Consider the following 13,467-nt stretch of genomic DNA (forward strand, 5'->3'; position numbering starts at 1 on the left):
GCACGAAGCCGTCATCTTGTCTGCATGTTACTTTTAGATTATTGGTTATAACCAGAATGTCAAGCGGCGAACACAGCCCGTGTGCCGCGAAGGTGGAGGACGGGAAATTGCAGGATGCGGTGTATATCGTCGCGGCCAAACGCACGCCGATCGGCAAGCTCAACGGCGCGCTCGCCAGTCTCTCGGCAGCAGAGTTGGGCGGGCAGCTCATTCAAGCGATGCTCGCCGAAACCGGGCTTGCGCCCGATGCCGTCAGCGAGGTGATTATGGGCCAGGTGCTGACCGGTGGCGCCGGGCAGAACCCGGCAAGGCAGGCATCGCTAAGGGGAGGCCTGCCGGTCAGCGTGCCTGCGATGACTGTCAACAAGGTATGCGGCGCCGGCCAGAAGTCGATCCATCTTGCCGCGCAGGCCATACGCTGCGGTGACGCCGATTGCGTGATTGCCGGCGGGCAGGACTCGATGACGTCGGCGCCGCATTTCATCTCCGGCATTCGCAGCGGCGTGCGCATGGGCAACCGGACCGTCCGGGATTCGATGGTCACCGACGGGCTGTGGGACGCTTTCCATCAGGTCCATATGGGCGTCACGGTCGAAGCCCTGGCGCAGCGCTACCAGATCACACGCGACGAGCAAGACCGTTTCGCGCTTCGCTCGCAGGAGAAAGCCGATGCCGCCATCCGCTCAGCAAGGTTCGACGACGAGGTTCTATCCGTCTCGATCAAGACCAGGCAAGGCGATGTCGTCATCGAGCGTGACGAGCATCCAAACCCCGCGACCACCCTCGAAGGACTAGCCCGGCTGAAGCCAGTGTTCGATCCGGCGGGGACAATCACAGCCGGCAACTCTTCCGGTCTCAATGACGGCGCGGCGGCGGTACTTGTGATATCGGAGGCGCGGATGAACGAGCTCGGGCTAAAGCCCCTCGCCCGCATCGCGTCCTATGCTTCGGCGGGGGTCGAGCCGATGGACATGGGGCTGGGGCCTGTCGCTGCCTCACGCCTTGCGCTTGAAAAGGCCGGCTGGCCGCCGTTCGACCTCGAGGTCATGGAGATCAACGAAGCCTTTGCCGCGCAGGCCATGGCGGTCAATCGCGAGATGGGCTGGAACGAGGAGATCATCAACATCAGCGGCGGCGCGATCGCGCTCGGCCATCCGCTGGCCGGATCCGGCTGCCGCATCGTGGTGACGCTGCTTCACGAGATGGCGAGGCGCAACGCCCGCAAGGGCCTGGCCTCGCTCTGCATAGGCGGCGGCCAGGGCGTGGCGATCTGCCTCGAACGATGAGGCTGAACCTCTGTGCAGTTTAGCCTGAGAAGAACTGGGCATGGTCTTGGCCACGCCGCCTACTAATTTCATGATCCGAGCAACGGCAGCTTTGGTAAACGGCAAGGCTGAACTCTACGACCGACATGAGGCGCGAAGCAGACACGCCTTTACGCACGCCATCCTACGCCAGAGCGCTCCCGCTGTTCGAAAGCACTTTACTTGATCCGGGATGTGGGCGCAGATCGCGTCTGCCAGATCGGAGACGGAGATTCTCAGTGGAGTAGGAGTCGGATAAGGACATGAAGGCAATTGATAGTGCAGCGAAAATCGCCGCCGAAATTACGCTACTGCCGCCGTTTTCCCGCTACTCCCACTCGATTGTTTCAACCCATCATAACTAGCTGATTCTAAAAGGCAATTTATTTTTCTCCGACACAGATACCGTCGAGCATGCCGTCAAAAATCTGGGCTTCTGATTTCATTGATGAATTTTCGCTGTTCCGGAATGCTCTCCTTTCGCAGACTATCGATAGGACTGGTCGATTTTTTTCACGGACTGGCACAGATCCCGTGTTCGCGGCAGGGAGAAAAGTACCGTCAGCCGCACCGCTCAAGGTGGCGGTCCCGCTGCGGGGCGGACTTCCTCACGCATCACCTCGTATATGCATTCTTTACGGACTCAGTGCGGACGGGACGGGCACAGAGACATCACAATGCGAACTAGCTCGGCCTGTCGGCGACATCCCGTCTTCTTCAACACGCTCTTCATGCGCCGTCGGATATTTGAAACGGATTTGCCCCGGGTTCCCGCTATCGATCTGAGCGACTGACCAGATACCAATGATGTGACAAGCTCCTGTTCGGCTTTTGTGAGCGACATCGCCTCAGCAAACGCCTCAAGCGCAATGCCATCCAGTGCTGCATCACTGTTTGTTATCTCGATGACCACCATGCGCGATCCGGTATTGAGCGACCCCATGTTCCGTTCGAGGGCATCACGAAAAAATCCTTGCGTGTTTCTTATGACGATTGATACCCAGGTTCCCCGGGCTGCCTCGCGGCCAATGACAACGGCGGTTTCAGATCCGGTCGCGGCCACACGGGTAAGTGCGAAGTAGAAACGTCGGTTGAGGTCGGCTGAGGTGAATGCCAGCCGTCCGCCTGCGAGATGCAACAGTTCGCCTTTTTCAATCATCTCCAGACAATGCCAATTGGCGTAGGCAACATGTCCCTCGATGCCTTCGAGTACCAGCGCCACGGTGCGCCAGTCCGGACAAACCAAGGCCAGTATCTCTTTGCTCATCGAATCGAACTCATTCGGATGAAGATTCGTAGCGCCTTCCTTTGAAGTCTCCGACGGGTGTGGAGACCACGCATGACGGCGTTCACGGAGCAGGCTCCGCCGATGTGTTCTTTCCCGCCTGCCGATCGGCCTCACGACAAGCATCTCGGAGGCCCTGTGACATAGGCGTGACGCGTCTCCTACTTCCAGATGGGCAATCATGGAGGCCGCATGAAAGCCGACTTCCAAAACCACATTCCGTAACTTGCCATCGATATTTCAGACAAATACCTTGTGTCGCTAGACTTTTTGGGCAAATAATATTCGGAAAACCTACGGTGGCATTGAAGGCAAATGTCTCTTGAAAGCAGAAACATCATCTGCCTTCTGGGTGTCCCAGAAATCTCGAATGAATCAGAGCAAGCTATCTTCCCAACAAAGGGTTTTCAGCTTCTTGCTTTACTGGCGCGAGCAAAGTCAGGCAGATTGACGCGAAAGGAAGCTGCTTCCTTTTTGTGGGACAGCCAAAGCGATGCTGCAGCGCTTATCAATCTGCGTCAGTTGATTTCGCGGATGAAACGAGGGCTGTCGGGGCACAACGGGGTGTTGGCTGTCGGTCCGCAGACTATCGCTCTTGGAGACGACAGACTTGCGGTGGATTTATGCCGTTTCGAGGTGCGATCGCAGGCAGACGATGTAAATGTCGCGACAGATGCGCTGCGCCTGTTTCGCGGCGAATTGCTCGAAGGCGCTGACAATACAACAGATGAGTTTTCGCACTGGCTGGCTCGTGAGCGTGCCGCTTTGCGCGAAGATTTTATGGCAGCGGCGTCGAAAGTCCTGATCGAACTAACGCGTTTCGGCCGGGCATCGAGAGCCAACCTGGATTTCGTTGCGGCAAAAATGCTGGCGCTCGATCCCGAACGAGAAGCCAGCTATCGAACGCTGGTAGAAGCCTATGGTCGAAACGGAATGTTCGATGAGGCGGCGCGTGTTTACCAGTTGCTTCGCGAGATGCTTGGCCGGGAGCACGGTGTGTCGCCCGCGCCTGAGACAGCTGCAGTGGTGCGTCGCGTATTTTCAACCCGTGGCGCGGCGAGTTTGCAAGTCTCGCAAGATGCAACGCCCATCACACAACCCAGAATTGCCTTTCTCGCCCCGGTGTTTCCGGCAACAACGAATGCGAGTGGCCTGCTGAAGGTATTCATTGAGGACGTTGCAAACGAACTGGCCAGGTTCCGAAGCTTTTTGTCGCTCGCGCCTCATAGTTCGTTTCAAATTGACCATGATTCCGGCATGCCTGTCGATAACTCGGTCTTACGCGCCGACTACACCATCAGTGGTTTCGTGAAGCCAACTGCCGGTCGCTCGGTGCTTGCACTCAGAATGGTGAACTGCCAGAGCAGTGAGATCGTCTGGTCTGGAGAATTTCCCTTCGATCCGGTCGAATTGTTTCGATCCTTCAATACGCTCGCGGTGCGGATCGCAACCAGTGTTGGATCAGCGATCGAGCGCGACAGGCTTACGGCCTTTCACAGGGAAAGCGAGAGCGACGCATATTTGCACTATCTCGACGGCCAACGGCTATTGGCAAACTGCGATCTGGCGCAGCTGCGGCGTTGCCGCAAGTCCTTCAAGCGGTCGCTTGATATCAGCCCTCGTTTCGCTCCACCCCGAGCACGTATCGCGCAAACACTTTATCTTGAGTGGATTCAGCTCGGCGGCAACGATCCTCAACTTTTGAACATTGCACGAGAGCAGGCCGAGATCGCTATCGAAATGGACCCGAACGATGCCCTCGGCCACTGGGTCAGCGGTACTGTCGCGCTCTATCGGCGTGAATTCGATCGCTGCGAGGACAAGCTCGCCGAAGCGGAAGCGCTCTGTCCGAATTCTGCTGACCTCTTAGTCCAGATGGCCGACGCCAAGGCCCATCTCGGCTACGCCGATGCCGGCTGGCAGCAATTCGAACGTGCGATCGATCTCAATCCCACACCACCCGAGCACTACTGGTGGGCGGGGGCGAGCATCGCGTTTGCCCAAGAGGACTATCGGAAGACGATCGACCTCTGTCGAAAGCTCGCGAATGAAGATTCAGTGCTGGGCATGCTTAGCGCCAGCCACGCATTTCTGGGCGACCTAGCGACCGCACGCGCTTACGGCAGCAGGATCAAGGAACTCTTTGCGGGGTCCGCCATGGCAGACCGGGAAAAAGTCGCACCTGATCGGCTCGATCGGGATCGGCAAAGGCAGATCGAGGGACTTCGCCTTGCAGGCGTTGAATAATATTCACAAAGGAGCAATAATAATGTCAACACAATCCAGAGTTTACATCATCGGCGACAGAGAAAAAGGGATCGTTCTTCTCATGCTCGACCCGTTGCGGGTTGCTTTTATCTCGAAGCAGGAAATTGACAACTACGCCAAAACAACAAATTACAAACTCGAGGAAATCATGGGGCAAGTGGCGAAAGCCGCAATGTATCTGATCATACACTCAGATTTGGATGATCGCCCCGCTGATTTGTTGACCAACGCCGAAGCCTTTGGCGACGCTGTCGAGAAAGGCATGACAATGTCACAAGCGGAATTCTGCTTCATTGGCGATGTGGCCACCGCTGACTGGGATACATTTAGACGAAATTGCATTCCTATCCGCGAGGCGGTCAATATTTTGGGCGGCCTGGATGGATCGCCAGATGGACAGGTGCTGATGGCGCGCCTTGAGGATGCTTAACGATCAATGATCGAGGTGGGACGACGCCCCCCGTTGATCGCCGCCCTCTTTGCGGCAACAGAAGCGCTCTCGCCGGATCAGGCACTCGCGGCGATTGCGCCCCATCTTACCTCCTTGGGAATTACTCGAGTGGGTGATTTGACCGGGCTCGACGTGATCGGCATCCCGGTTTTTTTCGCATGTCGCCCAAATTCGCGCTCGCTTTCTGTTTGCCAAGGCAAGGCGTTGCGGCCGGAACTGGCCAGGCTTGGAGCCATCATGGAGTGCGCCGAACAGGCGCTCGCTGAGCGATGCGACAGCCTCGTGGTTACAAGGGGGACCACAGCGGAGATGAAAAGCCGAGCGCTGCAGTGTCTCGATATCAACTCGATGTATCGGGGCAATTCGGCTTTCGCCGACGACGGCCGACAGCTTGCATGGGTAAAAGGATTTTCGGCCGTGACGGGCAACGAAATTCTCGTCCCATACGAACTGGCGGGTCTCGATTTTCGCACAAACGTCGGCTGGGACACGCGAAATTTCAAAATGTGCTCGATCGGGCTCGCGGCTGCGTTCTCGCCAGCCGAAGCTGCCTTGCACGCACTTCTCGAATTGATCGAATATGACGCAACCGCACCGGTCGATCTCTTTGGCTTGCGCCCGGGGTTCGCTCGTCCGCTCACCTATTGCACCGGACTGCACGCAGGTCTCGACGACGCTGTAACAATGGTCGAGAAGGCCGGACTGAAGTGCTTTTTCGTCAGCGTGACCAGCCGGGCTCAAATGCCGGTCATAGGTGCTTTCGTAAGACCTGACGTGGCTTCTCCGGATATGCTGGGCGGCCGGGTCTTTGCAGGATTTGCCTGCCGCTTTTCACCTGAGGAGGCTGCTTTCGCCGCGCTTCTCGAAGCTGTGCAGTCCCGGTTGACACAGATATCCGGCGCGCGAGACGACATTGTGCCCGGACAATATGTGCCGGCCGAAAGGCTGTTGTCTCAGATGCGGGGCGACGCCGTATCTCTCGATTGCATTCCGAGACATCCGGCTGCCGACACGTCCTTGACGGCTGGTGAAAAGCTTCGTCGCGTGATCGAGACTATCCTTAAGGCCGGAATCAGCGATGTTTTCTTTGTCTCCCTTGGTGGCGAAGACCTCGGGATTAGCGTCATACGAGCCCTGTCCCCGAGCCTCCAGGCCCATGCGGGAGAAGGGGCGACGCGGTTGGGCATGCATCTTTTCCATGGGCTATTGGCCAAGGCGAGACTATCGCAATGAGCGCGGTGGTCTTCGCCGGCCCAAGCATCCATGGCAGCCGGCTTGACCATGTCCCCGATATTGAGGTACGGCCACCAGCTGCATGCGGCGACCTGCTTCGCGCAGCACGGGAAGGAGCGACCAGAATAGGCCTTATCGATGGGGTGTTCGAAGGTCAGGCATCCGTGTGGCACAAGGAAATTCTTTTGGCACTGACCCAAGGTGTCCGGATATTGGGCGCCGCAAGCATGGGAGCGTTGCGGGCTGCGGAATGCCATGACTTCGGCATGGAGGGGGTCGGCAGGATATTCGAGGCATACAAGTCCGGCTTGAGAACAGCCGACTCGGATGTGGCTGTACTACATGCGCCGGCGGAGCTCGGCTATCTTCCCCTGACAATAGCATTGGTCGACGCGCAGGCGACTATTACCGGTCTTTCCAGCCGTGGTATCATCCATGCGAAAGAGGTTGGCATACTTTCATCGCAAGCCGTCCAACTTCATTTCAAGGAGAGAACCTGGCAAAGGATCTGCTGTTGCCTGTCTACGGCAAGACAGGCGGCGGTGCTTGACGCCATACAGCACTTTGCCGTCAGGCAGAAGCGCATGGACGCCGAAGAACTGCTCGCTCGGATCGCCGACCCAATGGCAGCCACAATCACCCACGGCTTCACACGGCAGGACCTCAGCCATACGGTTTTTCTCGACGCGCTGGAAGACCGGCTGAGCTCACGGGTCAACTAGGAGCATCCGATGAACATCGTCGACGGGGAACCACAAAGCGATCTCGTTCCGGACGTGGGCTCCCCACTGACGCTTGTCGCCATTCAGCTTCCCCGGGCCTTGCTTGAGGGAAAGTGGAAGGAAGGCGCCTTGGGAGCCTGTGAAGAACTTGTGAAATGCCTTGCCACTGTTACGGACATTGACGTGCTGGCCGATCGAGACAATCCAAAGCTGGCCCAAGACTGGGTGACACGAGTTGCTCCAAAAGGCAGATTTGCGATGATCCCGGCGACTGATGAAAAGCTCAACGCGATATGGATTCGGGATCCATTCCTCTGCAAAGAGCGCGGCAACCATAGAACTTACGTCAAGACCGGCTCACATCCGCAAGAAGCGAGACAAGCAGATTGGCTGGCTGCGGTGGATGGGTCCACAATTGCAAGCCTCAAAGTCGTTCTGGATGGCGGCGACTGTCTTGTCGGCCAGGACTACTGGCTAGCGGGGGTACAAGCCGTCCATGAGACAGTACGCATCAACAAAATCACCTATCTTGACGCATGCATGGCAATCTCGAAAATCGATCGCCGTCGATTGCATATTGCAGGATATCGTGCCCGCGACCTGAAATCCCGGCTCTATTGGATACTGGTCGAAGCGAGAAAGCGCGCGAAAAAGTACCTGGCGGTTCAACCTCTTCAGGCTTGGACAGACACCAATATTATTTCCCCCTACATTCGAATTATACTTGAAATGATTTATATTCTTCGGCACCCTGAAGAACTTCTTCAGCCATGGGCCCATATTGATCTCGTTTTAGCGCTCACTGGTATCAAGGACGAGACAACCGGCAAGCCGATTGTCCTGGTTGCGAACCCGACGCTTGCTCCGTCGTGCCCAGTTGACGGCGCAGCGCACACGCAGAATGACCCACTCGACGCACTTGAAGTCTATCTCAAGGAAATCGGATACTGCGTTCGCCGCAACCCAGCACCATTTTCAGGCCCGAAAGGGGACGCGAGGCGACTCTTCCCCTACAACAATGTTATCGTCTCGAACGACCCTGACATCGTCTGGTTGCCGCAGTTTGCTTTAGCCGACGGAACTTTCGCCGATGCGGACGCTGCAAATGTCGAAATCTGGCGCCAGCTTGGGTTCAAGGTCATTCCTGTGCCGGGGTGGTGTGCCTTTCTTCTCTCGGACGGCGCAATTCGCTGCGCAACAAAGACGTTGGTTCGAGGGGCGGCAACTCAGAAATCTGACTAAGTTCTGGAGCCCCGGCCAGGAGAGTCCGGTTATCCCTTCTATGATGCGCCAATGCACGACACCTTCAGCCAAGGTGCAAGGCCGCCGCTCAACACTTTTCGGCAGACTGCCGAGCCATTGCAGAATGCCACGTTTCCAATAGTGTCGGTAACCTGGGTATCCGATTCAAGAAAGGCGTTTGTACGATGGGGCCCATAGCAGGCTTCATGTCCAGAGGTTTAGTTTGCCGTTTTCCGGGACTGTATCGCGTAAAGAATGCGCCTCTCAGCATTTTTGCAGCCGCTTTGGCCGTTCCTTACATCGAAATATCTGTTGGGGTAGGCGTCGCAGTCAGGCGTGCTGAATGACGTGCCAGCAGTATACTGACCCGCGAGACCTCTGACTTTCAGCACGATGCGCATGACCATGAACGGAGCCTTTCCGGCCATCAGCATCGCACGGACCCCGATCGTTTTGAGATCGAATACGAAGGTGGCTCGCAGTTCTTTCGCGTCATTGGTTTCCACAATCATTTCCGTCGAGTTTGTGCGGGCCACTGGCATGCCGAACATCGGCGACAAAAGCACTTCGAATGAGAGTTTTTCCGGTACCATGTTCAACAGTTGAAATCCTGCGGCTTCGAGCTTTGCCTTCCATTTTCCGCCGACGCCGGAATCAAGGCAGACTGGCAAGGTGAGGATCCCGGATAGGCCTTCCGCCGGCGGGTCCGACTCGTTTGGCAGGACATATTGGGCAAATGTGTATTTTCCTCCCTCGCACTGGACCGGCACAGGCATCGCCGAAAGACAAAAAGGAAATCCTTTTGCTCGGAAAAGGGTTGGCGCGTCTTCGTCTGCGAGTGGCTTGACCATGCCCTCAAATTCCAAGCGACGAATTATGATGTCGTCAGTCGGGCATGCGGCCGTGGGCTCGGCAGCAGAGACTGGCATGAGGTAAAGGCTTGTCGCGATAACCACGGCCATAGCGGGCACGACTCTAACGAGAAACATCGACATGACGGTCACCTAGCTCGGCTTGCGCCAGTGTTCCTCTTGCAGCGCCAGGATAAGCTCGGCACTGGGCACTCCATCCAGTCCTATCTGGTGGTCGCGCTGGAAGGCGACGATCGCTGAGCGGGTACGCTCCCCCAAAACCCCATCCAAGTGGCCAACGTCATAGCCGAGTAGCTTCAGAAGTTTTTGCGCGACAAGAATCTGGTCGCCGGCGACGACTGGCGAGACACAACCTTCTTTGCCGCTGGCAAGGTTTATGACCTGGGACGGATACTTGAAGCAAAACCCAGTCAGAGAGTCGGAGTTTCTGAACTGCCGCTCCACAATCTGAATCTGGCTGGCGGCATCGCGCTGGATGCCACGCAGGGTATACATATGCCTGACCACGATGGAAGAAACGCTCCCGGACCGGGGATGAAGCAAGGCTTTGGTTGCCAGCGGATTGAGCTTGACCTCCAGCGATGTCTCGGTTTGAAGCGGGTTTCCCGCCACGCCGGTCTGAATGACTTCCTGGGGGGCAAACGGCACCGCAACCGAAAATTCGGATGAAGCCGGCGCAGGGAAAGCGAACGAAGCGTTCGGATTTTCATCGCGAATGCGCTTCATGACAACGGCCACGTCCTCACCGGAGATGAATGGCAGGACTCCAATCGTCAGATAGCCGGCGCCAATACCGCGCAATCCCAAACGCTCGTTTGGCGAGTCATGGACCAGCGAAGCGTTTGGACGTCCGTTGGCGTCGCGGTCGATGCGTAGCGCGTTAGGCACGAGGATGTAGATGTTGCTCTGCGCGCCATACCCTTTGAAAACTGTAACCGTCGTCGGGATTCCAAGCGCTACCACCGCGTCGAAATCGATCAAAGCCGAAGATACCGGAATGGGCGAGACGATAGGATCGTTCTGCGCCAATGACACGCCAGCGCCTGCCGGCACCAGCAAAAGCCCGGCGACTATTGCCGAAAGCCGGACTTGCCTGACCTTATTGCTCCAACTTAATACCATCGCATCCAACATCGCCTGTCTCCAAGTTGACTATTTGTTTGCCGTACTGGTTGCACGCATCGCTCAGATCGAGCGTCGAAAAGCTGTCGGTCGTCGGTACGTCGCGACCGAATATCGGAATTCGCAATGACGAAGCGTCGCCAGCATCGACCTTGGTCTGCTTGAGATCCCAGCCCATCCTGAGGTCGCCGCGGTCATCGAGTTCTACTTTGGGCATGCCGAGCCGATCGGTGAGCCAGCCCTGAAGGCCGGCCCTCTCGGCCAGGCCAAGCCGCTGTTTGATGACTTTGCTCTCAATTGAATTGGAGATTGTCCAGACGCCCTGATTGACGTCGACGAAGCCGAGTTCGTCGAACAGGGATCGAAGCTGCTTGGCGTCGATTCGCAGTGTTGTGCCGAGCGCCAGGTTGAAAAGAGGCTTGTTGAGCACCCCGACAATCACCTTGCCGTTGGACGCCTTCATGGCCTTGAATAATTCGACCGCATCCTGCCCGGACAGATCCAGCTGGATCGAATAGGTTGCATCGTTGGTGGCATCGAACTTCTCCAGCTCCCGATCAAGTTTGATCTTGCCGTCGGCTGCAAGGACCAATCGAATTCTAAGATTTGAACTGGGCAGCAGGCTGACCTTCGGTTCAGCAATCCCCGTCTTGGACGCGTACCATTGCTGGATATCCGACACGAAATCAGGATTGGCCCTATAACGAATGGTCATGCTCAGCGAGGCGAACTTGTCGGAACCCGTAGAGTCGCCTTCAGAGAAGCCGATATGTTGAACCCCGTATTTAGCGGAGCCATCGGCGGTTACGATCTCAAACGCCAGCGGCAGCAGAACGAGGATGGAGGGGTCTTCGGTATTGACGAAGACCCGATACTCGGCGGCATGAGGCCAAGGACCAAGTTCGCTCACATCCGGTTCTGAACCGCCAACGACGCTCCAGAGATATTCCAGCACATCGGAAAAGCTGGCAGCCGCAGCTGGTCTTGCGAGCGTCGAAAGGATCATTGCCGTCAGCAGCAACCTTTTCATCGTCTTCACCTTTACATTTTGTGGTGATCTGCCCGGCAGGCGATCGTTCAGACAATGATCCCTTTATGGGATCGGTGGCCAACAAGTAGAACCCCGTCGCGGCCTATAGGGATGGCTAGAGGCAGGAACGCTCCAGAAGGGACTCCTTGAGCGTGCCGTATGTCTCCGCGTCGACCTGCTTCAATTCCAACTTCTTGTCCAATTCATCAAGTTTTGGCGCTAGGCAGGCCTCATTTGCTTTCTGCCACGCACTGTACTTTTTGTAGTCTATACACTTATCTCCAGTCGTTAGATCTTGAAAATTGTTTGGATACCTCGCGCACACTGCTGCGAAACTCATTCCGACCTGGAATTCGCGCTCGCCGAGCTTCTGCTTGTTGATCTCGAATGTGAAGTTCTTGTTTTCATCCAGATGCTGCCATGCAGAACTGACACTGAAGCCCCAACCCATGCCGGAACTTTGTCCCGAGCCTCCGCCGATATCACCAGGCTTCAGTTCCGGCTTGAACATGCCCTCGCCGGACACTTTCGCGTTCACCAGCGCCTTGAAGACTTCCAGCATGTAGGCATCGCTGTCCTGCTCGCCGCCTTCAAGGATGTCGATCTTGATGGACCCATCCTCGGTCAGCTTTTGCCAGTCGGCTGACCAGTAGCTTGACACCATACCGAACCAAGCGCTGCCACCGCCGGAGACCTTGAAATGATCGTAGATTCGTCTCTGGTTCACCGTTATGCGCGCATGCAGACGTTTCTCGATGCCCAAGATCTTGTAGGTGTACCGAGCTGCTAGGACGTTCAGCTCATTAGACGTTCCATTGGCGAAGGCCCGGCCGCCGATGCGTGTCAGGGAAACGGAGAAGGCCTGCGTCGCGTCCACAGTCCCTCCTGCAACTGATGTGGGTTGAGTGGTATCCTGGTTCTTGTCGTGAAACGCACCAGACAGGATTGCGTCCACCGAGCTGCTCACCAGCGGTGGAAAGGCGAACTGTGCGGCCGGATTTACCTTCTTCACCTCGTCGGCGATGCGCGTCAGCTTCTCTTTGTCGACAGCTGGCCTGACCGAAAACGTCAGATTGGCGCCGGCGCCATCTTCGTCCTTGCCGGTCAATCCCCAGTACGAGACACCAAGGGCGACGCTTCCGTCACTATTGGTCACCAGCTCGATAGTCGTCGGCACGAAATAATAGAGGTTTTTGTTGACCTCGTCGGGATAGACGGTGACCAATTCGGGGTAAGGCAGACCCTGGACCGCGTCGAGGATTGGATAGGCGTTGGCCCCCGGCACTGCCAAAATATTGCAGCACGCAGTGATCGCCGCTGTCGAAAGAAGGGTTGTAAGACATCCGAACATTCCGCCGCGAGACCGGCGACGTCCGCGAATGTGAGTAGGGTGATTGCGGCTCATGAGAGACCCCCTTGAGTGAGACTGAAGCCAGAGCCAGCTGCATGCCGGCTGACCGTTTGGTCGGCCTAGACATCCGCAGCCGCCGTGACACAGCCGTGACATGGCCTTCGGCTGGCGATATCTCAGGGCGCCTCACCGGAGCCCCACACAAGCCTGTTGGAGAGCTCTTGATCACAGGCGATGAATTACTTGGGTTGAGATTCGGCCACAGATGTCAGGCCGAGCGCAGTTGCCGGCGCTCGGCGGCCACGCCGATTTGCACGCCGTTCCACGCCGTTGCCTATGCAACGCCGATGGTGCTTCACATCCATCGCCCGGTGCAATTCGTGGTTGATCGTAATTCAATCGCAGTGGGCAAAAAACTCTATCACCCAGCACTTGTGCGGATGGGGGTTGACGCCAGGGTACGTATAAGGCCGCATCAAGACAGTCTTTACCCTTTTCCAGAGGTCTGCCGACCCTTTGGAGGTGACCGTTTTCGTATAACGATCCCCAAAACCGGCACGGGCTTTCCCATGTATTGCAGGCTGTCG

11 protein-coding genes are annotated in these 13,467 nt (G+C 56.8%); 6 read left to right on the top strand and 5 right to left on the bottom strand.

Features of this window, described 5'->3' with window-relative positions; translation table 11 throughout:
* Positions 1 to 107 precede the first annotated feature (107 nt).
* Positions 108 to 1,286, top strand: coding sequence for an acetyl-CoA C-acetyltransferase (locus LB564_RS04930; RefSeq protein WP_224535480.1), 1,179 nt, complete (start codon positions 108 to 110; stop codon positions 1,284 to 1,286).
* Positions 1,287 to 1,947: 661 nt separating this feature from the next.
* Here the strand turns inward: LB564_RS04930 and LB564_RS04935 are convergent.
* Positions 1,948 to 2,571: a helix-turn-helix transcriptional regulator gene (locus LB564_RS04935; protein ID WP_224535483.1), complete on the bottom strand. Its 624-nt coding sequence runs from the start codon at positions 2,569 to 2,571 to the stop codon at positions 1,948 to 1,950.
* Positions 2,572 to 2,904: 333 nt separating this feature from the next.
* On the opposite strand from LB564_RS04935, the gene LB564_RS04940 reads away from it, so the two are divergent.
* From LB564_RS04940 to LB564_RS04960, 5 genes are read left to right on the top strand one after another with little or no spacing between them, the layout of a single operon-like run.
* Positions 2,905 to 4,836 carry a BTAD domain-containing putative transcriptional regulator gene (locus LB564_RS04940; protein ID WP_224535484.1) on the top strand — a complete coding sequence of 644 codons (1,932 nt, stop codon included), beginning with the start codon at positions 2,905 to 2,907 and terminating at the stop codon, positions 4,834 to 4,836.
* Positions 4,837 to 4,858: 22 nt separating this feature from the next.
* Entirely contained in the window at positions 4,859 to 5,287 is a 429-nt protein-coding gene (locus LB564_RS04945) for a hypothetical protein (RefSeq protein ID WP_224535486.1), read from the top strand.
* 6 nt (positions 5,288 to 5,293) lie between these two features.
* Complete coding sequence (locus LB564_RS04950) at positions 5,294 to 6,541, top strand: YcaO-like family protein (RefSeq protein WP_224535488.1); 1,248 nt, start codon at positions 5,294 to 5,296, stop codon at positions 6,539 to 6,541.
* Positions 6,538 to 7,263 (top strand): TfuA-like protein, encoded by a 726-nt coding sequence (locus tag LB564_RS04955; protein ID WP_224535490.1) that lies wholly within the window; start codon positions 6,538 to 6,540, stop codon positions 7,261 to 7,263. Before LB564_RS04950 ends, LB564_RS04955 begins: the two co-directional genes overlap by 4 nt.
* A gap of 9 nt (positions 7,264 to 7,272) precedes the next feature.
* Positions 7,273 to 8,505 (top strand): hypothetical protein, encoded by a 1,233-nt coding sequence (locus LB564_RS04960; protein ID WP_224535492.1) that lies wholly within the window; start codon positions 7,273 to 7,275, stop codon positions 8,503 to 8,505.
* A 218-nt stretch (positions 8,506 to 8,723) separates the two neighbouring features.
* On the opposite strand, the gene LB564_RS04965 is transcribed toward LB564_RS04960, so the two are convergent.
* From LB564_RS04965 to LB564_RS04980, 4 genes are all read right to left on the bottom strand, one after another.
* On the bottom strand, positions 8,724 to 9,500 hold the full coding sequence (locus LB564_RS04965; RefSeq protein ID WP_224535494.1) for a hypothetical protein: 777 nt from the start codon (positions 9,498 to 9,500) through the stop codon (positions 8,724 to 8,726).
* Between the two features lie 9 nt (positions 9,501 to 9,509).
* A complete protein-coding gene (locus tag LB564_RS04970) occupies positions 9,510 to 10,511 on the bottom strand; it encodes a peptidoglycan-binding domain-containing protein (RefSeq protein WP_224535496.1) in 1,002 nt (333 codons plus the stop codon).
* On the bottom strand, positions 10,477 to 11,529 hold the full coding sequence (locus LB564_RS04975) for a hypothetical protein (RefSeq protein WP_224535497.1): 1,053 nt from the start codon (positions 11,527 to 11,529) through the stop codon (positions 10,477 to 10,479). The genes LB564_RS04970 and LB564_RS04975 overlap by 35 nt, the downstream gene beginning before the upstream one ends.
* A 115-nt stretch (positions 11,530 to 11,644) precedes the next feature.
* Positions 11,645 to 12,934: a hypothetical protein gene (locus LB564_RS04980; RefSeq protein ID WP_224535499.1), complete on the bottom strand. Its 1,290-nt coding sequence runs from the start codon at positions 12,932 to 12,934 to the stop codon at positions 11,645 to 11,647.
* Positions 12,935 to 13,467: the final 533 nt, after the last annotated feature.

Origin of the sequence: Mesorhizobium sp. ES1-6 (assembly GCF_020164775.1) — a bacterium.
Taxonomy (GTDB): Bacteria; Pseudomonadota; Alphaproteobacteria; order Rhizobiales; family Rhizobiaceae; genus Mesorhizobium.